Below are 23,936 nucleotides of genomic sequence, written 5' to 3' on the forward strand. Positions count from 1 at the left end.
GCCGCTGGGGACACCTGTGATATTGACATCAGTAAATCAAAATGGTTCGGAACGCGAGCAAATTCGTCAAACGAGATGAAGCAATTATTTTCGTAGGGGCAGTGCCTGTGTGCCTGCCCGCCTGGCGACGTTCATTTTTAGATCGCCCCAGAATGGAATCGGAAATAAAGTCGTACACAAAAACACAAACAACATCGACATCACGGGTAGCCACATGGGGCTACCCCTACTTTTTGCAGGACATATTTCATTCACTTATGGAAAACGAATAGGAGTCAGACCCTGATACCGCCCCCTGATATCGCCCTCGCGCCTGCTAATGCACTTCGCCACAAAAGCGGATGCGGAGATTGTCCAGAACTTCGATGCCCCGAGGCATGAATTCATTCCGTTTGATTCTGCCTTTCGCCTCGATCGCCTTGAGATGGCATGAGACGCCGTTTGTCGATTTGATCCCGAACGTCTGACCGATTTCTCGTACGGTCGGCGCGCAGCCAACTTTGAATTGGAAGACGCGGATGAAACTCAGAATCCGCTTTTGTTTTTCCGTTAATCGTTTCATGATCGTGTCTCTTAAAAGAATCAATGAATCTGTATCACCGGACAAATTTACAATTGAATCCCCGGCCTGACTAGAGATCGGGAGAACTGGTTTGCAAATTTCAGGATCTTGGATGATATGAATAGCCCTTGCCTCATTGCGGGTCCGCCTCGTGACGTCCCTACTCGAATTACTCCTGGAAAGGCACTGAAAAAACGCCACACATCAAAACACCAATAACGTCGATACCACGGGTAGCCACATAGGGCTACCCCTACTTTTACAGGACATATTTCATTCACTACTGGTAATTCAACAATGCTGCCCATTCGTGGGCTCACGTCGCGAACAACTGGCCTTCAACGTCGCGAAAGGCTTTGAATTCCAGCGCGTTGCCGCTGGGATCGAGAAAGAACATCGTGGCCTGCTCTCCTGGTTGCCCCACAAAGCGAATGTAAGGTTCGATGACGAATTCGATCTTGTTCTCACGCAATCGATCTGCCAGAGCCTGCCAGCGATCCATCGTCAGCACCACGCCAAAGTGTGGGACGGGAACGCCGTGCCCGTCGACGGGATTGACGTGTGCGGCCACCGATCCTTCCGGACCAATCGCCGGATTCAAGTGACAAACCACCTGATGTCCAAAGAAATTGAAGTCGACCCAGGTCTCGGCACTCCGGCCCTCGCTGCAGCCCAGCAGGCCGCCATAAAAGGCCCGGGCTTCAGCAATGTCACGCACTTGAAACGCAAGGTGAAAAGGATCGAGCTGCATCATATGACTCGGCATCTAGAGGGTGAGAGATAATCATTCTGAAACTGCAATTTAGCATGCCTGTGCTAAGCCGGCAAGGAGATGAGAGTACAAACTGGAAAGGGCTCCCCCCTTGAATAAGAAAGAATATGAAGTTCGTTACCTGTCAAATTCGCTGATGGGTCCAAGTCATTCCCGCGATGGACAGCATCTTTCCCACAATCGCATCAACAGCGAGAAAGGCCCTGCCAGAATGATTGAAAGCAACATCAACAAGAGGACAACAGGAGCAAGCAGCACACTCAAACAGATACTCAGATACAGTCTCAGCTTACCGGGTAGAGAATAAACCGTATCATTATCCAGATCAGCAACATGGCCCTCAAATTGCGTGATGAGGTCATCTACATACGCTCGAATTGATTCATCAATGGGCAGTGACTTTCCCTCAGCGTCTTGCGGATACTCACCTTCGTGCGGCCCCCCCATATAGACGGGAGCATCAGCACTGGCTGTGTCAATTGCATAGTAGTCACCACATCCCGATTCGCCGATAACAAAAAAAGACTTAGGAAAGATCGACTTCGTGTATTCAGCATCGTTTACATTCGCCCTGAATAGCGATTCCATTGAATGAAATAACTCCGCAGGTTCATCGTCATCGAGTTTGGCTGCAAGCGTGGTGAGCCGTTGTGGATAATGAAGCAGTATCTCACGATAGGCTGACGGAAGCTGACATTCCGTCGCGATTTCTAATTCACGTATCTCAGATTCATTCATGTGCTAACCCTACGAAACAGCAGACGCTAGAAGGAGTAGCCCCCGTTATCGAAATAGACCAATTACAATCATAAAGCATGTGATAATCTTTGACTTTAAAAATAATCACCCCAAATCTGACGCTGAAACAAGGATTTCTCAGGTCTGTTAAGTTTGAACAGCGTGTGCACAGACACCAACAAGACTACCAGTGTTTGTTAAGGCAACGACAAGTCGAGGAAACACACAACCAAAATTCATCTCGCTGAGTTTGTTACCATCACCCACTTCTACAAAAACGGGGGAATGCAGTTGCGTTTGGGTTTTAAACCAGTTGATTAATATTCGCCATTTTGAAATATTTTCTTCAAATTCCGGCTCTAATATTTCACCATCTGACCAGACAAATGATTCCCAAAGCGGGCAGTTTTCCTCCAATTTCGCAACGCTGATTTTTGCACTGGGATAGATCGCACCGTTAAAAGCAGAACGGATGAGTTCCGCGGATACGACCTTGTGTTTCAGCGCACTCCGATTCGCAGTAAAAAACAAGGGGTCAAAGTTGCTGGCCCCCTCCGATAGATTGACAGACACACCTTTAAGAATCGCGGCCATTTCAAGAGACAACGCCTCACAAAGTGCAACTTCGTTCGCGTCGTGGTCATGCTGATTCGGATTACCGGGAACATACAAACAACCACAGGAATACGCTGCCGTGTGTGGATGAATGCAACTGTGGTTCCATGCGTCTCGAGGATAATCTGGCCCGCAGCACTCCATGCAGGGTAGTAAAGGCTTCAGCCGTTCCATCATCAATTGGCACCCATTGACTGATTCCGGCGGCGCTTCAAATCTCGACGTTTGATTCTCTTCACCAGACTTGCTCATATTATAAAAGTAACGAAATCCCATATATAAAGTACCAGCTGCAATCGCAATGGAGGCGCGCCTTGACATCAGGTATGCTTCGTCGTGCATCATCCGCTATTCCAATCAGATTCTAATTTGATCAAACCGTTTTTCTTAAAACTGATATTATCGCAATTTGCAGCATACATTCAAACAAACTTATAAGAAAGAAGGTCACCCGCCGTTGCTGCGACCTTCCTTCACGTATTGTTTGAGCAAGGCATGCATTTCTTTGATCTGCTGTGGATGCTTACCGGAAACGTCCGTCGTTTCTTCGATGTCCTGATCCAGGTTGTACAATTTGTATGTCACGGGGACACTGTCATTCAGAACCTCAGCAATGGTTTTCGGGCCGCGAACGGTCAGCTTGAATGGTCCCTGGCGGAGCGCGAAGGTGCCGTTGTGGTGATTGTGGACGATCGCTTTGTGAAACGAAACGGGCCGCGATGCGCCCGTCAATGCCTGATAGAAACTCTCCCCATCTTCTGCGGTGTTGTCGTCCAGCGGGACGTTTAACAGCTCGGCCAGTGTGGGTAGGACATCGTTGAAGACAATCGTAGTCGAACACTGTTCGCCCGCCTTGATTGTTTTCGGCCAGCGAACGAGAAAGGGCACACGGTGCCCCCCTTCTTCGAGGCCCCCCTTCCAGCCAGTACAGGGGCCGTTGCTGTCGTGACCGTAGATTTGTGTATCGCCGCGGACCCAACGTTGTCGATAGCCCTTGGTCCGATCAACGGGGCCATTGTCGCTGGTGAAGATCACCAGTGTGTTCTCTGCGATGCCGAGTTCGTCGAGTTTCTTGAGTAGCCGGCCGACGTGGTGATCGAGTTCGACGACGAAATCGCCATACGTGCCGGCGCGGCTTTTACCGATGAATGGTTTGTTGGGCACAATCGGATTGTGCGGTGTGGTCATCGCGTAATACAAAAAGAACGGCTGATCGGGGTGCTTGCGGGCCGCAGATTCGACGAATTCACAGGCCTTGTTCGAAAGTGTCGGAACGAGACGATCCATCGTGTAGCCCTCGGCGACGATGTTATCATCCCGGCCAAACCATTCGCCGTGCTTTTTCTTTGCCTGCGCAGAAGTGAGCGTGGGAATCACGGTCACGCGATTGTTCTCGATGAACGCGGCCGGGTTCATCTCCGCGGAACCGGCGGTGCCGAAGGAGTAGGCGAACCCATAATCTTTCGGCCCTTTTAGCGCAGAAGAAGCGAAGTCGATGTTCTGGAAATTCTGGTAATTGGGATCGACGCGAATCTGTTCCCGTTCGCTTTCATCGTGCAGCTTCCAGTCGAGCCCCTGATGCCATTTTCCGACCAGCGCGGTCTGATAGCCGGCTGTTTCAAGCAAGTCCGCGATCGTCTTGCGTCCCGGTTCAATCAGCGTGCCGGCGAAGTTCGCGAGGTTACCCCCCGACCCCAACCGGGTCCGCCACATATAACGACCGGTGAGCAAACCGTAGCGGGAAGGCACACAATACGAACCTGCGGCATGGGCATCAGTAAACACCAGACTCTGCCGCGCCAGCTGATCCAGATGCGGCGTCGGAATACGACTGTCTTTGTTGAGCGCAGTCACATCACCGTAGCCCATGTCGTCAGCGAGGATGATCACAACGTTGGGCCGGCTCGGTTTCTCTGTTGCTGCAGAAAGCTCTGATAGTGGCGTCAGGAGCAAGCAGCAGATCAGGATCAGCAAGAGTTTTCGCATGGTATTTTCCTCAGCAGGTCTTCTCTGGCAGGGCGGGATGCGTTTCTAAGTTCTATTTATAAACTACACGATGAGCAGACCGATTGGAACAGATAGACCTAATTGACCATAGATTGATATATCTCTTGGAAAGTTTGATATTCAGCCAACGCCCTATTTCCATCTTGTCAATTTATCCCAACTCGTAGACAATCTCGAAAATATGAAATGTACTGCTCTCACAAATGGTTTCGAGATTTCGCAGCACGAAGTTGGATACAAAACCGTTGGGTGAATAACCCTCTCGTAAGGCTACGTTATGAAACTCTGCAAATCCGTGTTATCCGTAGTGGTCTGCGTCACGCTGGTTTCGTCTTGTGTTTCAAAATTAGATCGCCCGCCCGAACGTGACGGATATGTCGTCCAGGCTTACCATTTCTGTGAAAAGTGCGAAAGCCTTCAAGGAGGCATTTACGAAAAAGGACCGTTCAAGAAGTTTTCCAGTGACCAGAGAAAAGAATGTGTCCACGAATGGCAAGAGATTTCGCGCGACCGATTCATGCAACTCGCGGTTGATCTGCATGCTGTCGACTGGTCTAAAGAGCCAGGACATTTCTGGAACGGAGGTATTCAAGTGGAACAGGAAGATTAAGCGACGGGTTTCTTTTTCTACTCAATCTTCTTTTTACGAGATTCTGAATGATCCTTTGGACTACTTCGAAATCTCTCGGAACGATGTTTCGCTAAAATCAACAGATTAGTCACGATGGTAAAGCTGACTGCGAAATTGAATCGTGCTTGCGAATCAAAATACTGCCAGATCGCGAACCCGCTATAAAGGGTCGTTAACAGGGCTGCCCCCACTATCATAAAAAGAAGCAAGAAAATATTTTTGAGATAAAGATTCATACGCCGTCCCGTCACAAATCACGAAAATATACCAGAGGAAGTCAGGTCCAGGTTTATCAAGACAAGCCCCCCCAATACCCCAAAAAAACATTTTTTAATATATTACCGGGACCTTTGACTGAATTCCCCAGGAATTGCCGGTTTTCTTCAGTTTATAACGACGCTCAAACATGTCGCTTCCCTTTAATCGATAGGCAGTGAAACTGGCTGTGTTTTCATCAAAGCTCTTAAATTTGATGACGTAGAGTCTGCCCTCCAGGCTTGTCCCATCTAGCACATATGCAGTTTCCTGCTTTTTTCGTTTTTTGCCAGTTTTATCTGTCTCCCAGATGCGGGACATGTCCATTGCTGACGATGGGTATGCTTTTACTCCTTGCTTCGTCAGGTGTTTGAGGATGCTTTTTTTAAACGGTACAAACTTGTCATTCTTGAGACCATGCGAAAAAAAACAGAGCTCCTCTTTTTTGACTTCGTCCGACTTAATCATATCCAGAGACACTGTACCGCATAGTTCAGACAAAACAGCTTTTTCTTCTTGTGTATACTCCCTATGCGAATTCTGCGGATTGGCATAGAAGCCGATCGAAATAACAACCAGATAACAACATGCTTTTATCCACATCATTTCATGCCTTTATTCCATTGGTAGCATAAATATTCATCCAAGATGACACAAACTGAATGCTTTATACTGTCGAATCATATCAAAACGGTCAGGTCCAGAGTTTTTGAGACAAGTCCCCTTTATATCCATCAGAACCAGTCGGTTCGCGAACGTTCGAGAATTTCAAGCTCTGTCAAGTAGGGTCCGCCGTGCAATATAGAGACCGGTTGACCAGCGTTAAACCAAATCACAGCACCATTGCCGGTTGCTTCTCTCGGGTTGCCGATTGACGGGAACCAGCCCGAGATTGCATTGCGTATGGAAGTCTCGTTTTCGTTTAGCAGGAAGAAGGATGGATTGAACTCTTGCAGTCCGGGAATTGCTTCTCGAATCAGTGTTTCATTCCGTTTGGAGTACACAGACTTTGGCACAAATAACATCGCTATCGCATACCGTGATTCTTTGAGTTCAGACAGGCTGGAATAGCTACTGAAGCGTTCTGACAGATTCCGTTGTTCGAGCGAATATCCACGACAATGGGAGCAGCGAAGAAACCAGGTCTGTGGTCCTGAAGGTTCATGTTCGACACACCGCTCACACGCCTCGCGCCCGCAATCTTTGCAGGCAAACAGACGATCCTCGCCAGCGCGATGAAGATCGCCGTAAGGGGTATTGCATTGCTCACATTGCTGCTTGAGCATAATCATACAACAGGAAACAGTTCCAATTTTCTCCAGACCAGTTCCCTCAACATCCTTTATGACGGAAATAACAAAACTCTCGCAGTATTACGGATCAAACGAACTGGAGAATGCTGCAACATAGTTATCACCTTGACGATGCACAGTAAAATTAAGGAAGCAACCGCCATTCACGGCCCCATTTTTCGTCCCCCCCACATTCGACAAAGCAAGCACGATATTCCCATCGAATAAACCGGCATTCGGTGCAACAACGTCCAATTTATCGAGTCGAATCCCCAGTATCCGATTACCGTCCAAATCAACGGAATTTGATTTCGCAAAACGGAGATCGTAGCCTTTCACTTTCGGATGAAAGTTCGCAGGCCAGGGTGTTTTACTGCTGTTCACAAGCTGAACGTCCTTGCTGCCTGGTGTGCCATAGAATTCTCTCTGTCTCTTGAAGTCGGCGGAGGTCAAAATCTGTTCCAGACATTGCTGGAGAATGCCATTGATTTCCATAGCCGTCAGTGGTGGGTCAAAGGGAATTGGTGGCGGTAGCTTTTCGGTCTCCTCATTCGTCGATGATTCAATCAGGTCTATGACTTCGTCAGCACTCTTGAGAGAGGAATCTTCTCCTTCGCTGGATGGAGAACGGGTAGACAAGAAATCCTCTTCGGTCGAGTTGGGAGGCCGATTACCCTCAGCAATGCTAGTGCCTGGCTCAGAATTGCAACTGAGATTTGCAAAAATCAAAAGCGATAACACTACCCAACAACGCACGTGTAAATCTCCAACTTTGTTTTGGTCATCAAAGACAAAACTATGTTTTACTTTCTTTTGATACAACAAAGAAAGTAACAAACAAAAACTCGAACAAGATAAATACCCCTATGTATGTCAATATGATACTCTCAACGGATTGATGATGAAAAGTTTGATCATAATCCTCAATGATAAACCAGGGAACAAGCAGAAGGGAGATGACAAAACTACTACATAATATTGACCGAGATAGGAGAGGCCAAAACTCATTGCTTTTTAAATCTTTAAGCTGGCAATACGCCATATACAGGAAAAACCAAGATGTCAAAACAAACATCGAGTCAAGAATGTAGCTCATAACGCATTTCCCAGAAATATCATCGAGGGCAGGCCTGGGATCATCCAGACCTGCCCCTTGATTTGAACACTTCGGACTTACATCACTCCTCTTCTCCAGAAGACTCCTCCGCTACAGGCGGCAGTAAATCTGTTTCCGGCGGCGTCTCTTTTCGGGGTAATAACCAGGCATACTCCGGCAGCCAGCGGGCTTTGTGGGCGCTGATCAGGAAGGCGATCAGGAGTGCGGCCACCGACCAGACAAAGGCGGTCACCGCCGCGGGGCTGAGGACTTTGGTCGCCAGCCGGAATCCGTACGCCGCACTGGTATAAACTAAGATGCTCGTCGTACCCGTAAAGGAATACCAGAACCAGCGCAGGGACCAGATGCGGGCGATTAACAGACAGCCGACGGCCCAGGACGCAACGTAAGAAAGCCGCCAGATGAACGGAATTTCGACCGCACGCGTACTCCAGATCACAACCACCGAGACCAGCGGAATCAACAGCGCACTTGCACATTGCAAAACCCGGCTGAATGGATCCTTCATCGTCAGTCCCAGCACCAGTGCCGCGATCCACAACAAATGAAAACAGACTGTGAAGCGGTACTCAAACAGAATCGTCTCCGGAATCACGAGCCAGATCCCCACTGTCGCCGCAACGATACCCGCGGTGCAGATTCCCGAGGAACGTTTGCGAAGCCCCAATCCCAGCAGCAGGACTCCATCCAGAAGCAAAGGCCAGGGTGTAGGATCGATGAGTGTTCGCGTCCCTAGCGTCTGGGGGCCGACGATCGAGAGGAGCGCCACTGCTGCCAGCCCTGCCCCGACGGCACCCGGCACACGACGCACTGCCGCCCAGAGATAAAAGCCCACCAGCAACCAGAGTGTGATCCAGATAGGCGAGCCAATAGAATCCGTCACTTTAAACAGAAAATTCAGGTGAACCCGCCCCGTGACCGCCGGCATCGCCAGCAACAGTAACAAGGGAGAAAAGCGAATCACGCCGAGCTGAAACTTTTTATTCCGTGTCACCAGACTTCCTTCCAGCAACAGCAGGAGTAAGACGAACCCGAGCGGAATCAAAAAGTAGAAGCCCCATAACGTATCAAAGGAAATCAGTGGTGGGCCACTTCCCGCCTTGATCCACATCGGTCCCGCCGGTCCGAAGGTAAGGCACAGGGCAAACGAGCGCAGACTGACGCAGGCGGCGATCACGCCAAAGGCAATCCAGGGAAACAGAGGCCAGCCCCAGGGCGTTCCGTTCCCTTTGACATAACTGACGCCGCCTCGTATGGCAGGCAACAGACACAAAAACAGGACAGAAGCAGCGACCGGGAATAGAAACAGCGTCCATTCCAGTGACGCAGCCGACCGCGGATGCATTTCAGGCGAACACCACCAGGGCGCGAAATAAAACAACGCCAGAAACAGGTGATAGGGAATCCGATAACGGGCTCCGAATCGGATACCTGTCCCCCATAAGACGGCTTCGGAGACAATCGCCGAAAACAGAAAGCCGGCAATCATCAGGGTCATTCCCTCTTGGGGGGTGATCCGGGAAAACAGATCATCCATACTGACCGAAACCCCGAGAAACAACAGCAGCAGGATCAGCAGAATCGAGCGGGCATCTTCCCAGACCTTGCCCCAGCGCACAATCAGCACGCCAATCCCCGCCAGTAACAGGGTATACCCGGCGAGCACTCCCATCATGATCCAACAGTTGATGGAACCGATCTCAATGGTTCCGTAAGCGGACCGCACGGCAAACAACATCAATACCGCACTAATAACATAGAACGGATTGTGGTTGTAGAGGTAACTAAAGACCGAGCGGTGAGAAGCAGACGCAGACATAACAGCCTCCTCTCAAGAAATGAAAATAAATAAGACCCCAAGAACAGGGGATAAAAAGACAGGTTCACTTCTATTGAAAATGTATTATAGCAAAATTGTCTAAATAGATATATGAAAATCTGAGGGACCAGCAGAATTTAAAAAAGGAACGCCGTTGCTGAATAGGATGGCTCTCCCTGACTATGACTTTTTGTTAAGAGAGAAAACTTAGCGAATCAAGCAACCCCTGCAATTGATCCAACATTGAGCCGAGTTGAAACACGCATTCGAACACACCGCCTTACCTCTGCTGCCACCCCTGGCCACAAATATTTCTTCTTTTCTAAAAACCTGGTTGACTTAGTGTCTTCACAACACTACCATAAGTGTATGATTAACACTTTGTAATGCGGGCGCGACAGATGAACCACACCTCAATAACGGGAGAAATTCAATGATTACCATTAAAACCGTTCGGCAGGGTGATCGTGTTGCAGTCTGGAATGTGAAAGGACAAGTAGCTTACGTCGATGGTCCCCGTCGCCTGATTCTGTTTCGTAAGACGATTGAACCCCTGCGGCAGTATTGCGCGGGTGCCGACCAGTACCTCTCCATCGAATTCACTGACGGTCACTGCGAGCACCTGAGAGGGCCCGTCTCGGCCTGGTACGACCCGGTCAATCATTTATCGATTGACATCAAAGACGCACTGGAACTCGATTCTCACGAAGCGATCGTGGTCTATCGACGTAACGGAAGTGAAGTTCAGCGACGCGTGGAACGGGGGCCGATGTTATTCGTTCCCTCTGAAAACGAGTGGCTGCATGATTTTCGCTGGCACGGCGCAGATCCGGAGTATCCGTCTCACAAAGTGCCACGAGCGTTAAAGTTTCACAAATTGAGGGTGATTCCAGATCAGACGTATTACCTGGTCGACGATGTTCGGACGTCCGATGATGCGTTGTTAACGGTCAAACTGATGATCTTTTTCGAACTGGCCGACATCGAAACGATGCTGGATCAGACCCATGACCCTATTGCCGACTTTATCAATGCGGTGACTGCCGATGTGGTTGATTTTGTGGGTGCCCGTTCCTTTGAAGTCTTCAAGCAGGATACTGAGAACCTGAACGAACTGGAGTCCTATCGGAATCTGCTGACCAGAGCACAACGGATCGGCTATCAGATCAATAAAGTCGTGTACCGCGGTTACACGGCTGGAGAGACACTGCAGTCGATGCACGATAGCGCGATCGAAGCCCGGACCCGACTGAAGCTGGATGCCGAGACGGAAATTCAAGCCCAGGAACTGGCCGATGTGCAACTGGCACGAGAAGCCATCCGCGCAGAAAAACGGCAGGAGATGGAAGCGCAACAAACCACGCATAACATTCACCTGCAGCGACTGGAACATGATGAGCAGATTCATCAACAGGAGGAATTAGACATCGCCGAGGAAGAGACAAAACGCCGCGTCAATCAGATTGAACTTGAACATCAGCGGGCAACGAATGAAGAACAAAGTCGTTACCTGGCTACGATGAGAGAGATGCAAGTCGATCTGACCAGGTACCTTGTCGCCCAGTACCAGAACCCGGACCGCTTGATTCGGATTACAGGAGACAATGAACCAAAGCTGCATCTTCACGATAATAATTAGAGGATCAATAAAAAGATTAGCTCCCCTATATTCTCAAACGATCTCAGTTCCTGACAATCTCTGTCGGAACAGGGAAAATAGTGTTGCAACTCTGTAGAAAATGGTATAATCCACACATCAAATTAGGTTTATACGATTTTCAGTGAGATTGCGCATGAACGAATTGGAAATGAACCGCAGGCAGGCCCTTATTGCGAGCGGCCTGGGTACTCTCAGTCTTGGCATGCCGGGCGTGGTGATGGGGAGCGACAAAGTAGACGCCTCGGGCAACGCAGTCCGTGCGGAGAAGTCTTGCATCTTTGTCCTGCTGTGTGGCGGGCCGAGCCACCTGGATACCTGGGATATGAAGCCGGAAGCGCCGCTGGAATACCGCGGGCCCTACATGCCGATTGCCACCAAAGTGCCGGGCATGCGGATCAATGAGATGCATACCAAGCTGGCCAAGCTGACCGACGAGTTCACGCTCATCAATTCGATGTCGCATCCGGGCGCGATCAGCAATCACTTCGATGCGATGCACAATCTGCTTAGCGGCCAGTCAAATAAACGCGTGCAACAGGGCATGGCGAACGAGCAACCGTACCTCGGTTCCATCGTCTCCAAAATAAGGCCGAGCAAACGCAACTTCGTCTCCAATGCCTGGCTGATCAAATGCGTGGGTCCACCTGTGTTTTGTGCGCCCAATATTGGAATTGGCGGTTACCTGGGTTCGGCATTTGCTCCCGTGTTTGTCGGTGCGGCAAACAACCATCCCGCGATGAAAGACTTCAAGCCGCCCGAAATTTATGCCCCTTATGACGAGCAGCGACTCGAACAACGCAAATCAGTTCTGCGTCACCTGGAATCCAAACGTCTGGACCAGAACCAGAATATGAAAGACTGGTCGGACCTGCGCGAGAAGACCTACGAAGCGTTAACGCGCGCCGAAGGGCGCAGAGCGTTTAACATGGAGGAAGAGCCGGTTAAAGTTCGCGAAAAATATGGCATGCATCCGCTCGGTCAGAATCTGCTTTTAGCAAGGCGGATGGTGGAATCGGGCGTCCGGTTTGTGACCGTCAACGGCTGGACCGGACAGGCAGAGTACGATAAGAAAGGCCCTCCGAGCAGCAGCTGGGACATGCACGGCGGCAACATGGGGATGGGCAATGCCTTCGGTAACGGTTCTTACGGCATGGGATTCTGCCTGCCGCGCCTGGATCAGGCGCTGGCCGCCCTGCTCTCCGACCTGAAGGACCGCGGCATGTTGGACAACACACTTGTTGTGGTCACCGGCGAATTCGGCCGCACCCCCAACGTGCTCAAGCAAGACCCGCCGGGTCGTCAGCACTGGCCGCGCTGTTTCTCATCCATTCTGGCGGGAGCCGGCATTAAAGGGGGGAACGTATACGGCAAATCCAACAAGTACGGTCAATATCCCACGCACAACCCCGTCCGCCCCGAAGAACTGGCAGCGACAATCTACCACGCTCTGGACATCCCGATCAGTAATCCGCAAGACCCCACGGGGCTCTTACGTACCCTGACAACGGGCAAGCCGATCATGGAATTGTTTGGATAACCGGCTCGGGATCAGTAGAGTTCAGAGCCCCCAAGCACTTATTCCGAAACCAGATTCAACAGGTCACCAATCGATTTGTGCTTTTCGATCGGATGCCGCAACGGCTGCTCAGTCAGGACTTCGTAGTGGTTCCGACGACCGATTTTCTCTCGTTTAACGAACCCCTCTTCTTCCAGGTCCTGGATGATCCGCTGGACGGCACGCTCTGTTATGCCGACTTTTAAAGCGACTTCCCGCAACACAATCGAGGGTTCGCGATGCAACACGATTAGAACGTGTGCATGATTGGTCAGGAAGGTCCAACGGTTTCCGGAATCCGTCGCAGGACTGACAGCTGTTTCTGATTTCGCGTCGCGCATCGCGTCTTTCCCTTGCTGTTTTCCGGCTCTGACTCTGTCGGAACCACTCCCGCGTTTGTTTTTTGACGCTTTTTTCATCGATTTGTTACCCGTCCCGAAAAGCAAGGCACGTGCCTTACTTCATACTATCAATGCATTTAGAGCAAAAGAGCATCTTAGTCCTTTATAGTGTATCCGATCCTGAGATGAAATCAAATTCACGAAAATAATTACGCCTCTCAAACGCTACGATTCAGGTTCCTTCCGCGCACATTCCTGGAAGCGACCTCAAGAATTTCAAAATAAATGACGAAAAACTATTGACGACATATAATTCGTGTATCATTATACGCGTTATTAAATACACGTATCTGTTTTCACGACTCTATTTTAATGAACTGGAGATCATACAATGTCTGGTGAAATTGGTTTGATCTTGATCCTTCCTGCTTGCCTTCTGCTGATGTTTGGGTTAATTCCAAGAAAAGCGGCGAACACGCGGGGCAATCAACTTTGTCAAATGACAACCTTAGTCACAGGCATTCAATGCCTGCTCGCGACTCTCTTTGTTCTGCTCTACTCCTCACAGGTATTTTTTGACGCTCGTCTGGACAATCTACCCGAAACCGTCAAACTCACCAATCTCAACCTCGTCATGTTTGACGGTGCCTCTTGCTTGATGTACTCACTGGTCAGCTTTGTCGGCTGGATCATCAGCCGTTTTTCGATCCGATACCTGGATGGTGAACCCGAACAGGGCAACTATTTCCGCTGGACCGGTTTTACGGTAGGAGCAGTCTCCCTGATGGTGATTTCGGGAAATTTGCTGCTGTTCATCGTTGCCTGGGCGATCTCCAGTTTAGGGCTTCACCAACTGCTTCTATTTTACAGAAATCGACCAGCGGCTCAACGGGCTGCATGGACGAAATTCACGGTGAGTCGCATTGGTGACATTGCCCTGATCGGCGCTACAATACTGATTTACCAGGAATTTCAGACTCTCAATTTTTCCGAGATCTTCGCATCCATCAAGTACCAGTCCGGGTTCGATTCTCCCCGGATCATGTGGGCGGTCTCGCTACTGGTACTCGGAGCCATATCCAAATCCGCTCAATTCCCATTCCATACCTGGTTGCCACAAACACTGGATACACCAACTCCCGTCTCGGCTTTGATGCATGCGGGAATCGTGAATGCGGGAGGCTTTCTCATGATCCGTACCAGCCCCCTGCTTTTCTTGAATCCTACCGCCATGGCTGGTCTGGCTGTGGTGGGAACGGTCACAACCTGTTTTGCTGCCACCGTGATGCTGACGCAAACCAGTATCAAGAAAAACCTGGCTTATTCCACCATTGCGCAGATGGGATTCATGATGCTGCAATGTGGCCTGGGTGCTTTTTCCGCTGCCATGCTGCATATTCTGGCTCATTCGCTCTACAAAGCGCATGCGTTTCTGAATAGTGGTAGCGTGCTCGATCAAAACAAAGCTTCAGGTTGGAATCAGGCAAACCATCACCAAGAGAAGGTATCCTCAAGCAAACTCTTGATAACCGGTGTCTGTATTGTCATGGTTTACTGCGCGAGCTTGGCGCTCTTCGGTATCAACCCGCTCACAAAACCAGGTGGCATTCTACTGGGGTTCATTATATGCCTCGCGCTGCTGGGTTGGATGCGACAGGCTTTACAATCAAACAATCGTTCCCTGCTGCTTCGAACCGCTGGCATCTCCCTGGTACTCTGCCTGGCCTACAGTCTCAGTTTCGTCGCGATCGACAAAATTGTAGGACTGAACCAAAGCACTTCCAGTTCCGCTTATCTAGCCTGGGCGGCTGCTGCTCTGATCGTGGTCGGATTCAGCAGCATGTCGCTGTTACAGCGCAAGATCTCACAAGCCCAAAAGCCCGCATGGATCAACAAGCTCTACATCCATGCCCTCAACGGGTTCTATGTTGAGGCGCTGCTCAGGCAACGTTTCGAGAACCTGACCCGGGAATAAACCAGTTCGAGACCTGTTTGTTGATCGCTCATTAAAGCAAACCTTTAGAAAGAGTAAAACAATGTCACAAATGCAATCCGAGTCGCGGTACTTTTCTTCGCCTGATCTAATCAACCAATTCATTCCCGAACAGGGATATCTGATAGAACAGATTTCCGAAGCACTCAAAGTCGTCTCTCAGGTGATTTCGCCAGTCTCGCCTTTAAAAGATTATGTGGCAGTGAATCCCTATCACGGGATTTCTGAACGTTCATTCTTGAATGCACGAAATTATTTACGAATTTTCTCCGACTGCGAAAACCTGATGCCTCTGGAACACTATGCTGAAGAATTCCGTTCAGGACAATTCGGGGTTAAACAGATCCAATCTGCAGTCGAGGAATTAGAGAGCACCAATCTGAGCACTCACCCCATCCCCTCTGCAGAGGAAATTGTAGAATTGTTGCATAGCCTGGAGAAACCAGTCAGTCACACTGACCAGATGAAGCAGAAACAGGACAGACCCGTTCGCACTTTGTCTGAGATGCTGGATCATCAAACTCAGGGGAACTGGTCCGAAAAGATCTGTGATGAGATCTCTAAATATTGTGCAATGCACTACGACCAGGGAGAAGCCGTCTGGGGTAGCCCCTGGAAAGAGATGACCTTGTACCAGTCCTGGCGTTCCGCGGCGGTCCATGATCGAAATATGGAATTCCACGGACTGACTGGTTTCTGCAGTTATGTCTCGGAGCTTCCCCACACGGCTGAAGCCTCAATGATTGCTTCATTGCAATGTTTGCATGTTCCGCCCGCCCTGTGGGAAACCTATTTGCTTTGTCAGGCCTTTTCCATCCCCGGCTGGAGCGCCTGGGTCAAATATCAGTCTGAAGAATCGGAAACCGAAGATCCATTGTGTAACGATCTGGCGGGTCTAATGGCAATGCGTCTCGCTTACGATGCCGCACTTTCAAAATCGCAGGCATTCGAAGTGGACTGGCGCGATTTCGCCAGTCACCAGCCGATTTCATTTAAGTTATCTGCTGACGCACAAGACAACGAGTTCTTGCGATATACGCTGTTACGTGCTTCTGAAATCGCGTTCCGGGATCGACTGCTCAATTGCGTTGCGATTCCATCAGCCTCATCTGACATCACACAACACTCCGAACAAGCAACTCATTTTTCAACGGTTCCAGCAGAACGGAAATTAGCACAGATGGTTTTCTGCATCGATGTCCGATCAGAGCGAATTCGGCGGCAACTGGAATCAGTCTCTTCCCACATTGAAACATTCGGATTTGCTGGATTTTTTGGCCTGCCGATCGAATTCGTGCGACTGGGAGATCAGTCAGGAGACAGTCAGGTCCCCGTCTTATTAAAACCTCAAATACAGATTTACGAAGATGTTCAGTCTGCAGATCCAGATTTGAAGTCGCATCTCGTCAAGCAACGCGGCCTGTCCAGATCATTGCGAAAACTCTGGAAAAACCTGCGTACCTCAGCCGTGGGCTGCTTCCCGTTTGTAGAAACGACCGGTTTACTCTATGGACTGAAACTCTGGCAACGATCCGTCGGTTCCACTTCAAAACCTTCAGACGCCGATCCCCAGAGATTATTCCGCGAGAACTTTGAGGTACTGGAACCCAGTTTGAATGGTTTGAATCAGCAGGGAATCACAATAACTGAGCTGACTGACTTAGCCGAATCGATGTTAAAGAATCTGGGTTTGACGGAGAACTTTTCTCGACTGGTGGTATTTTGCGGACATGGCAGCCAAACAGAAAACAATCCTCTCAAAGCCGGCCTGGACTGCGGCGCCTGTGGGGGACACTCTGGCGAACCGAATGCCCGAATCGCAGCGAAAATTCTGAATCAAACTGTGGTACGGCGTGCACTGGAACACCGGGGAATCACGATTCCCTCTGACACCTGGTTTGTCGCAGGCTTACACAATACTACGACAGACAGCCTCGATTATTTCGAATGCGATCAAGTTCCAGAGACACACCACAAGGACTTGGAAACGCTCATCGAAATCTCTCAGTTTGCTTCTGAGAATTCCCGAGTCGAGCGTATGCCAGAGATAAATGCTCCCACAATGACCGATCTGATGCGACGCGCCGCAGACTGGTCCGAAGTACGCCCCGAGTGGGGACTGGCAGGCAACGCCGCCTTTGTCATCGCGCCGCGGGAATTTACACGAGAGATTAACCTGGATGCCCGGACGTTCCTGCACAGCTATGATCACGAGAACGATCAGGAGGGAATCGTCCTGGAAAATATCATGACAGCTCCGATGATCGTCGCCCACTGGATCAACATGCAATACTACGCTTCCACCGTCGACAACCACCATTTCGGCAGCGGAAACAAAACGCTGCATAATGTTGTGGGAGGTTTTGGAATTCTCTCAGGTAATGGGGGAGACTTGATGACGGGTTTACCCTGGCAGTCGCTGAATACCGGTGCGAAGTTTCAACATCAACCACTGCGTTTACAAGTCCTGATTGCCGCACCGAGAAACGTCATCGAAAAGATCATTGCGAAACATCAAGACATCTCGAATCTACTCACCGGCGGATGGATGCACCTGATTTCGCTGGAGGAACAACAACAGTTTCAGTACTCCACTGATGGTAACTGGAACAAGATTGAATTGACGCAATCCTGAGACTCTTCCCTACACCGAACTTATTTTTTACTGAATTTCTTAACAAGGAGAAATGCGATGAAAATTACCATTATCGATCAAAGTCAATTATTAGGCCAACAGCTGGTTCAACTCTGCAAGCGATATTTGCATGATGTTCTCGCGCCCCATTTCCAGCCCATGATGCTCTCCCTGGAGTTGAATATCAAAGCCCTGAAAAACCCTCAGGGAGAGTTGAAAAAAGTATATCGAGTTCAGATCGATCATGGCGATGGTCAAATTGTCTTTCACCAGAAAGGTGAAAACATCGACACGTGTCTGTCCAAGATTGCTGAGAGAGCCCAACGAGAAATCTCTCGTGTGAGAGCACGTTCGATAGCACGAGCGAAGTGTTTGTACTGATTCAAGAACGATCCTAAGCATCAAGATCTTCAAGTTCATGTAATTGAGACGTGATACCACAGTCAGGCTGACGAGGCTGAGTGACAGATCTGACAATTGAAAAACTCTGAGTGTGTAATTCGTGAGTTTCTGAATATCCCCCCGAGAGGAGAAGTCCGATGACAATCACCTTTACAGATCGAAATCAGTTATTAACTCATCAATTGAAGCAGCTTTGTGAGAGACGCCTTGAATATGCTTTGTCTCGATTTCAATCGATGATCAAATCCATCGAATTCAGCGTCAGCGACTTGAACGGACCGAGAGGAGGCATCGACAAAGCGTGCCGCGTTCGGATCAGACACAGGACCGGTCATGTTATCGTAAACCATAAGCATGAAGATCTTGCCGTGTGCATCTCTAAAATTGCTGAAAAAGCCTCTCGTGCCCTTTCCCGTAAAAGGTCACGTTCGCAGAAATTCAATCGCACGCGTCATACCGATCTGATCGAAACTTAAGAAACAAGACAGGACTTTCTTTTTCATAAGTCCTGTCTCTTTTTAGTTTTTTTCGTTTCTTTAAAACAGAGAATCGGAATCAGTGTGAGATATGATCATGACAAACAGAAATCAAGACTCATGAAAGCCTGATAGGCGCAATCAGACATCTTTTTCCGGGTGTGCTTTCTTGTCGGGAACCTTGAAATCGGGATTCACGAGTTTGAAGTCGGCGTTCTCCGCTCCTTCGGGGGGAACGTCGAATTTCAGTGTGGTTTTCGAATTGTATTCCGCAGGAATCGGATTGGGGCCGCGACGATCCTTTCCGGATGAGTCATAGGACGGCAGAATTTCTTCGAACACATCGAGCGTAATGATCACATCATTCGGGCCGACGACTGCCCCATTGTCTCCGGTCATCACTACGGCGAGTTCATAGCGACCTTGTTCATCCGTTTTGCCGTACGATTCCGCTGCTCCTTTAAGCTCACTGTCCCCCTCTGTCGTTCGAGGGCGAAACAGCACTGTGGTGCCCGGCAGCGGTTCGCCGTTCATCGTCACCGTTCCCGAAACAGACGCTAGCTTCACATTATTCGATCCACATCCCGTGAGGCCTACCAACGTAACGATCATCAGAAACCATCGTGGAATCAAAAAGTTGCTCATCTGTGAAAACTCTCCTAAAATAGAATTCAAACCATCCGTTTTCGAATCATCTGTCTTGTTCGCTTGCGAGAAACAGATCGATCACCACTCACCGATGATTTCTCCTCCTTCAGGTGTTCCCAGACTCTGAAAAATTCCTAAATCAATGTTTTCACTCATGAAGCGACTTGATCCGTCCGCCAGCAATACCTGCATTCCACCGACATGCATGCTGCCCCAGCCTCGTTTGCAGGCGTTGCTGCCTCCAGTGCCTCCGATCGCCACACAACGATCGTAATCGGGAATCAAAGTCCGACGTTGCGCTGTAAAAGAGGACTGGCTGTAAGAGGTGTAGGTGTAGGCCCAGAATGTCCCGCGGCGAGGACGGGTTCTCGTATGATACTCTCCCACCACGATTGTATTCGATGTCCCATCGGAGATCGAACTGAATTTCTCAACCGTGAAACCATTCGTCCCAATACTATGCAATACTCCTCTCCAACTGTGCGCCAGGTTCGACCCATCTGCGTTATCCATCCAGCCACTCGTATCGGTTTTCCCGGAAACCGCGCGATAAGACGACAGCCGATAGTTCACACCACTGCCCGGTCCGCTCTCCGGCTGCCTCAATAAACCAGCGTTGGTATCCGACGGACAGTTATAGACAACCATGTTTTGCTCCCGCACAGCCGCGTTCGGAGCATCTTCATTGAAAGCGCTGGAGTCATACTTTTGAAACAACGGCGCCTGATCGAGGTAAGGCAGAATCGCAATCGCCCAGTTAATCCCGCTTTTCGTACTGCAACAGCTGCCAATCGTGATTCCGCCAGGAGGAAACGTACTGTATGCCTCATGATAATTATGCAACGCTAACCCAATCTGTTTCAGGTTGTTCTTACAAGAACTGCGTCGTGCTGCTTCGCGTGCCTGCTGGACCGCCGGCAACAGCAGAGAAATCAAAATCGCAATGATCGCAATCACCACCAATAATTCGATCAATGTAAATCCGCGTTTTGGTGAATTCATAATCGGGCCCCTTATGAATAAAGAAATGGAAATAAATCGAAGTGGTCGCGTCTCAATGAACACGCGTCTTTCACTATATCCTTTTTTAACCAAAAGTATACAAAAATCTCATACATGCCAATTTGCTTTTCTAACTCGACTGAATATTAGCATTATTAATAAACAACCATCGATCGTCGTTGCATTTGTTTCACACAACATATCAAGACTCATTCGACTTGTTTGATCAACAGAAGAGTACGTGGAGCGCACAGAAAAGGAATTCGCCTCACTTCAATATTTTCTGCAGGCAGTCCTGTCATAATACCAGTTCGGAAGTGGCAAGAATTATATTCTTATGCTGATAGATTAAACGCCACTCAGCCCTGGTGGCGAATATTTTCGCTTCAGGGGTTGCAATGGCGAAACTATTCGCTACCATCGACTCGACTAGCGAAATTATTCGCTACTTGTATTTTCTTTCAATGGAGCCCTGAGATGCCGCGTCCCCCGTCTTCACAACTGACGGAAGTCGAGCTACAAATCCTTTGCATTCTTTGGGAGAAGCAGGCTGCGACAGCGCGTCAGATTCATAACTCTCTCTCTGAAGATCGCAACACAAATTACTCCACGACAGTCAAGATGCTGTCGGTCATGCTCGGCAAGAAACTTGTCAAACGTGACGAAACAGTTCATCCTCAGATATACCGTCCTGCCGCCACACAACAACGTACGCAGCAGAAAATGCTTAAGGATCTGATCAGTAAAGTTTACAATGGTTCCACAGGAAGCCTTGTTTTACAAGCACTTTCCTCACAAAAAACTTCTCCACAAGAACTGTCAGAAATTCGTCAGTTACTGGATGAGTTGGAAGAGAATGAGAAATGAACACGTTAGCAACGATCTTCCAGTCGGCTTGGGCTGAGCGCGTGGGTTGGACATTGCTGCATTCCTTATGGCAGATTGCACTACTCGCAATTGCGTATCGTCTCGTTTCGATCTTGCTCAGAAATCGTCCGGCAACCGTTCGATATTTGATCTGTTGTGTGACGCTGTTCTCTATGCTCGGCTTTCCGCTGAGCACGTTTTATCTGCTTTCACAAAATGCCATGCGGATTTCGACAGACATTAACAACACAACCACAATAGTTAGTGTATCAGACGATTTACCAGCGTCCTCGAAGGTCATAACAGAATCTGAGAAGCTGATTACTTCCCCACAGTCTTCAGTGACGCAGTCCTCTGCTACAGAAAGCGACACAAAGACAGTTTTACCAGCAAGCCTGCCTGCAAATTCTTTCTCAGACAATCTGTTCTCTCTATTGCGCCCCTGGCTGCCGCTGGCAACCACTGTCTGGTTAATCGGTACTCTCCTCTTTGCACTAAGACCACTCTGGGGGTGGCTCCACGTACGCCGGTTGAAACGGCACGGATTATCTCCACTCTCGCCCCAGTTACGAGACTTGGGAGCCAATCTGGCTGTCCGGCTTGGCATCAAACAAGGCGTACAATTTCTGCAGTCATCCTTGGTAGAAGTGCCGACGATCGTTGGCTGTTTCTCTCCCATCATTTTATTACCGGCTTCCGCTATCACAGGCCTCACAGTTCAAGAACTCGAGATGATCTTAGCGCATGAACTGGCCCACGTCCGTAGGCATGACTATTTGATCAACCTCGCGCAAACGGTGATTGAATCTCTGCTCTTTTACCATCCCGGAATGTGGTGGATCTCGAATCAGATCCGCCAGGAACGCGAGCATTGCTGTGATGATATCGCCGTTGCTCTGGGTAAAAACCGTGCCGTATACGTCCAGGCGCTTGCGCGGCTTGAACAGCAGCGTCATGAGACTCTAACCATCGTACTGACCGCAACAGGCGGCTTGCTCATCTCCCGCGTTCGCCGAATATTGGAGCAATCGAAAAATGAAGTGGGCTATGTCAACCTCACAGCCTGTCTTACCGGACTGGTATTGATTGGTCTGGTAGCGACTGCATTCACAATGAACAGCATCCCTCAGAAAAAAACGATTGTTCTTTTCCCCAGTGAGCAGAACAGCAAGTTGCCTGAGGGTGAATTGAGTGTCGAAATTCCGAATCGCCTCATCAAAGTGATTCAGGCATACGATCTGCCGTTTTTCAATGAAACGGATCTGGATCAAATTCGTAAAGATTTTCGTCTGATCGTCGAAAAGTATGCTCCGGAAAACATGAGCGATGAGCGTAAACGTTCCATTCTCACGGCGATTGAAGAACACAGTAAACAGCATCTGTTTCTAACCAGCTTTGACCCGAACAGAATGGATTCGTTGAATGAAACCTACCTGTTTATGCCTGACCGACTCAAAACACTCCAATGGAAGCTTAGCCAGGCGTTGCAGCGCGACCCCTTGAGCAAAAAACAGGCACAACGTCGGGAAGAACTGTGGACGTTCATGTCAAATCATATCAAGAGTTTACCCGAAACTAGCCATGTGAATTATCAGACTGCACTCGAGGATCTTAAGACTCGTTTTACGGATCCTCTGTGTACCCAGTTCGACCGTCCACTGACAGAGGAACAATTCAATCAATTCAAAAATATACTGCAGCGAAGTTCTAATAATAGTAAGCATGAAATTGAGTTCGTGGTCAGTCATTTGTCTTGGTATGTTCAGCAGGCATATCGTCCTTATACCATCGGCATCACTAACACTCTGCCTTTTGATGATGAAGTCAAACATGCCAACTCCAGTAATGGATATGTGACCTTGGGGTTCACATCAAACGAAATATTCCGCGGTAAGGTACTCGATTTAGAAGATTTCAATAATTCATACACCCTAATTGATATGGACTCTGCCATTCAAGCCAATGCAATTCCGCAAATCACTGTGCCAGCGACTGCCCGCGAACCGGACAAGATCTCTCACTGGCTCAATCAAACTGGCAAAGGCGATTTCGGTTACAAAAATGGCGAACTGTTTGCAGTACGTGGAACAAAGCTGGCACTGCTGAATGTGAAAAACTGGTTCGAAGCCGATGCAATCAGTAAGGATGCTTTGCGTGCTGAAATTAAAAAGCAGGACAAACATGACATCAATGTCAAAAACGAGATTCAAACCTATTTCGACCAGTTTCCAACGCGACATTACACTGAATACATTGGCCCTTACATCGGGGTACTGAACCAGGAAGGACACCTCTCAGTCGTTCACATCAAAAAGATCCCCATCATGGACGGTATTTATCTCAATTGCCGCCCACGTCTGTAACAACAGAATTGTTGACAGGACCAGACAGTCAGAAACGGGTGCCTTTCCCCTACCCCTTCCGTGCAATCAGTCCTGAAAGAAAACCGTTCAAAAGTGGCAAGAAATGCGTTCTCAATAGGGTACAGCAACCGCTGCCGCGACACTTGAGTGGCGTGATGCATTTTTTACTGGCATCATTTCAGGGGT

Annotated in this window: 21 protein-coding genes; 9 read left to right on the forward strand and 12 right to left on the reverse strand. The window is 49.1% G+C overall.

Annotated elements, in window-relative coordinates:
* Window positions 1-316 precede the first annotated feature (316 nt).
* The 5 genes from Pan241w_RS17655 to Pan241w_RS17675 form a co-directional block, all read right to left on the reverse strand.
* The gene (locus Pan241w_RS17655) at window positions 317-562 is read right to left on the reverse strand and encodes a LexA family protein (protein ID WP_145218394.1); all 246 of its coding nucleotides are present in this window, start codon (window positions 560-562) and stop codon (window positions 317-319) included.
* A gap of 316 nt (window positions 563-878) precedes the next feature.
* Window positions 879-1,316, reverse strand: a complete 438-nt coding sequence (locus tag Pan241w_RS17660; protein WP_145218396.1) for a VOC family protein — start codon at window positions 1,314-1,316, stop codon at window positions 879-881.
* A gap of 165 nt (window positions 1,317-1,481) precedes the next feature.
* On the reverse strand, window positions 1,482-2,072 hold the full coding sequence (locus Pan241w_RS17665) for an SMI1/KNR4 family protein (protein WP_145218398.1): 591 nt from the start codon (window positions 2,070-2,072) through the stop codon (window positions 1,482-1,484).
* A gap of 147 nt (window positions 2,073-2,219) precedes the next feature.
* Entirely contained in the window at window positions 2,220-3,032 is an 813-nt protein-coding gene (locus Pan241w_RS17670) for a hypothetical protein (protein ID WP_145218400.1), read from the reverse strand.
* A 102-nt stretch (window positions 3,033-3,134) separates the two neighbouring features.
* Window positions 3,135-4,673, reverse strand: a complete 1,539-nt coding sequence (locus tag Pan241w_RS17675) for a sulfatase family protein (RefSeq protein WP_145218402.1) — start codon at window positions 4,671-4,673, stop codon at window positions 3,135-3,137.
* A gap of 298 nt (window positions 4,674-4,971) precedes the next feature.
* Between Pan241w_RS17675 and Pan241w_RS17680 the strand changes: the two genes are divergently transcribed.
* Window positions 4,972-5,304, forward strand: coding sequence for a hypothetical protein (locus Pan241w_RS17680; RefSeq protein WP_145218404.1), 333 nt, complete (start codon window positions 4,972-4,974; stop codon window positions 5,302-5,304).
* Window positions 5,305-5,655: 351 nt separating this feature from the next.
* On the opposite strand, the gene Pan241w_RS17685 is transcribed toward Pan241w_RS17680, so the two are convergent.
* The 4 genes from Pan241w_RS17685 to Pan241w_RS17700 form a co-directional block, all read right to left on the reverse strand.
* Window positions 5,656-6,186: a hypothetical protein gene (locus Pan241w_RS17685; protein ID WP_145218406.1), complete on the reverse strand. Its 531-nt coding sequence runs from the start codon at window positions 6,184-6,186 to the stop codon at window positions 5,656-5,658.
* Between the two features lie 128 nt (window positions 6,187-6,314).
* Window positions 6,315-6,872, reverse strand: a complete 558-nt coding sequence (locus Pan241w_RS17690) for a hypothetical protein (protein ID WP_145218408.1) — start codon at window positions 6,870-6,872, stop codon at window positions 6,315-6,317.
* A gap of 81 nt (window positions 6,873-6,953) precedes the next feature.
* A complete protein-coding gene (locus tag Pan241w_RS17695) occupies window positions 6,954-7,511 on the reverse strand; it encodes a hypothetical protein (protein WP_145218410.1) in 558 nt (185 codons plus the stop codon).
* Between the two features lie 539 nt (window positions 7,512-8,050).
* Window positions 8,051-9,808 (reverse strand): hypothetical protein, encoded by a 1,758-nt coding sequence (locus Pan241w_RS17700; RefSeq protein ID WP_145218412.1) that lies wholly within the window; start codon window positions 9,806-9,808, stop codon window positions 8,051-8,053.
* A gap of 433 nt (window positions 9,809-10,241) precedes the next feature.
* Here Pan241w_RS17700 and Pan241w_RS17705 point away from each other — a divergent pair, with 433 nt between their 5' ends.
* Window positions 10,242-11,447 (forward strand): hypothetical protein, encoded by a 1,206-nt coding sequence (locus Pan241w_RS17705; RefSeq protein WP_145218414.1) that lies wholly within the window; start codon window positions 10,242-10,244, stop codon window positions 11,445-11,447.
* Window positions 11,448-11,616: 169 nt separating this feature from the next.
* Complete coding sequence (locus Pan241w_RS17710) at window positions 11,617-13,005, forward strand: DUF1501 domain-containing protein (RefSeq protein ID WP_232107182.1); 1,389 nt, start codon at window positions 11,617-11,619, stop codon at window positions 13,003-13,005.
* Between the two features lie 38 nt (window positions 13,006-13,043).
* Here Pan241w_RS17710 and Pan241w_RS17715 read toward each other — a convergent pair whose 3' ends face one another.
* Window positions 13,044-13,442, reverse strand: coding sequence for a helix-turn-helix transcriptional regulator (locus Pan241w_RS17715; protein WP_145218416.1), 399 nt, complete (start codon window positions 13,440-13,442; stop codon window positions 13,044-13,046).
* A 313-nt stretch (window positions 13,443-13,755) separates the two neighbouring features.
* Here Pan241w_RS17715 and Pan241w_RS17720 point away from each other — a divergent pair, with 313 nt between their 5' ends.
* The 4 genes from Pan241w_RS17720 to Pan241w_RS17735 all read left to right on the forward strand — a co-directional run bounded on the left by Pan241w_RS17720 (window position 13,756) and on the right by Pan241w_RS17735 (window position 18,870).
* Window positions 13,756-15,339, forward strand: a complete 1,584-nt coding sequence (locus Pan241w_RS17720; RefSeq protein WP_145218418.1) for a proton-conducting transporter transmembrane domain-containing protein — start codon at window positions 13,756-13,758, stop codon at window positions 15,337-15,339.
* 61 nt (window positions 15,340-15,400) lie between these two features.
* A complete protein-coding gene (locus Pan241w_RS17725; protein ID WP_145218420.1) occupies window positions 15,401-17,992 on the forward strand; it encodes a YbcC family protein in 2,592 nt (863 codons plus the stop codon).
* A 57-nt stretch (window positions 17,993-18,049) separates the two neighbouring features.
* Entirely contained in the window at window positions 18,050-18,373 is a 324-nt protein-coding gene (locus Pan241w_RS17730) for a hypothetical protein (protein WP_145218422.1), read from the forward strand.
* Window positions 18,374-18,531: 158 nt separating this feature from the next.
* Window positions 18,532-18,870 (forward strand): HPF/RaiA family ribosome-associated protein, encoded by a 339-nt coding sequence (locus Pan241w_RS17735; RefSeq protein ID WP_145218424.1) that lies wholly within the window; start codon window positions 18,532-18,534, stop codon window positions 18,868-18,870.
* Between the two features lie 141 nt (window positions 18,871-19,011).
* Here Pan241w_RS17735 and Pan241w_RS17740 read toward each other — a convergent pair whose 3' ends face one another.
* Together Pan241w_RS17740 and Pan241w_RS17745 are read right to left on the reverse strand one after the other, a co-directional pair.
* Complete coding sequence (locus Pan241w_RS17740) at window positions 19,012-19,515, reverse strand: transthyretin-like family protein (protein ID WP_145218426.1); 504 nt, start codon at window positions 19,513-19,515, stop codon at window positions 19,012-19,014.
* 81 nt (window positions 19,516-19,596) lie between these two features.
* The gene (locus Pan241w_RS17745; RefSeq protein WP_145218428.1) at window positions 19,597-20,520 is read right to left on the reverse strand and encodes a DUF1559 domain-containing protein; all 924 of its coding nucleotides are present in this window, start codon (window positions 20,518-20,520) and stop codon (window positions 19,597-19,599) included.
* A gap of 477 nt (window positions 20,521-20,997) precedes the next feature.
* On the opposite strand from Pan241w_RS17745, the gene Pan241w_RS17750 reads away from it, so the two are divergent.
* A complete protein-coding gene (locus Pan241w_RS17750) occupies window positions 20,998-21,387 on the forward strand; it encodes a BlaI/MecI/CopY family transcriptional regulator (protein WP_145218430.1) in 390 nt (129 codons plus the stop codon).
* Window positions 21,384-23,750 (forward strand): M56 family metallopeptidase, encoded by a 2,367-nt coding sequence (locus Pan241w_RS17755; protein WP_145218432.1) that lies wholly within the window; start codon window positions 21,384-21,386, stop codon window positions 23,748-23,750. The genes Pan241w_RS17750 and Pan241w_RS17755 overlap by 4 nt, the downstream gene beginning before the upstream one ends.
* Window positions 23,751-23,936: the final 186 nt, after the last annotated feature.

Origin of the sequence: Gimesia alba (assembly GCF_007744675.1) — a bacterium.
GTDB classification, from domain to species: Bacteria; Planctomycetota; Planctomycetia; order Planctomycetales; family Planctomycetaceae; genus Gimesia; species Gimesia alba.

Coding starts and splice junctions, on each gene's coding strand:
- Pan241w_RS17745 (WP_145218428.1), bottom strand. CDS start 20,520: ATGAATTCACCAAAACGCGGATTTACATTGATCGAATTATTGGTGGTG.
- Pan241w_RS17700 (WP_145218412.1), bottom strand. CDS start 9,808: ATGTCTGCGTCTGCTTCTCACCGCTCGGTCTTTAGTTACCTCTACAAC.
- Pan241w_RS17715 (WP_145218416.1), bottom strand. CDS start 13,442: ATGAAAAAAGCGTCAAAAAACAAACGCGGGAGTGGTTCCGACAGAGTC.
- Pan241w_RS17750 (WP_145218430.1), top strand. CDS start 20,998: ATGCCGCGTCCCCCGTCTTCACAACTGACGGAAGTCGAGCTACAAATC.
- Pan241w_RS17730 (WP_145218422.1), top strand. CDS start 18,050: ATGAAAATTACCATTATCGATCAAAGTCAATTATTAGGCCAACAGCTG.
- Pan241w_RS17680 (WP_145218404.1), top strand. CDS start 4,972: ATGAAACTCTGCAAATCCGTGTTATCCGTAGTGGTCTGCGTCACGCTG.
- Pan241w_RS17655 (WP_145218394.1), bottom strand. CDS start 562: ATGAAACGATTAACGGAAAAACAAAAGCGGATTCTGAGTTTCATCCGC.
- Pan241w_RS17755 (WP_145218432.1), top strand. CDS start 21,384: ATGAACACGTTAGCAACGATCTTCCAGTCGGCTTGGGCTGAGCGCGTG.
- Pan241w_RS17710 (WP_232107182.1), top strand. CDS start 11,617: ATGAACCGCAGGCAGGCCCTTATTGCGAGCGGCCTGGGTACTCTCAGT.
- Pan241w_RS17685 (WP_145218406.1), bottom strand. CDS start 6,186: ATGATGTGGATAAAAGCATGTTGTTATCTGGTTGTTATTTCGATCGGC.
- Pan241w_RS17690 (WP_145218408.1), bottom strand. CDS start 6,872: ATGATTATGCTCAAGCAGCAATGTGAGCAATGCAATACCCCTTACGGC.
- Pan241w_RS17660 (WP_145218396.1), bottom strand. CDS start 1,316: ATGATGCAGCTCGATCCTTTTCACCTTGCGTTTCAAGTGCGTGACATT.
- Pan241w_RS17670 (WP_145218400.1), bottom strand. CDS start 3,032: ATGATGCACGACGAAGCATACCTGATGTCAAGGCGCGCCTCCATTGCG.
- Pan241w_RS17665 (WP_145218398.1), bottom strand. CDS start 2,072: ATGAATGAATCTGAGATACGTGAATTAGAAATCGCGACGGAATGTCAG.
- Pan241w_RS17735 (WP_145218424.1), top strand. CDS start 18,532: ATGACAATCACCTTTACAGATCGAAATCAGTTATTAACTCATCAATTG.
- Pan241w_RS17720 (WP_145218418.1), top strand. CDS start 13,756: ATGTCTGGTGAAATTGGTTTGATCTTGATCCTTCCTGCTTGCCTTCTG.
- Pan241w_RS17740 (WP_145218426.1), bottom strand. CDS start 19,515: ATGAGCAACTTTTTGATTCCACGATGGTTTCTGATGATCGTTACGTTG.
- Pan241w_RS17675 (WP_145218402.1), bottom strand. CDS start 4,673: ATGCGAAAACTCTTGCTGATCCTGATCTGCTGCTTGCTCCTGACGCCA.
- Pan241w_RS17725 (WP_145218420.1), top strand. CDS start 15,401: ATGTCACAAATGCAATCCGAGTCGCGGTACTTTTCTTCGCCTGATCTA.
- Pan241w_RS17705 (WP_145218414.1), top strand. CDS start 10,242: ATGATTACCATTAAAACCGTTCGGCAGGGTGATCGTGTTGCAGTCTGG.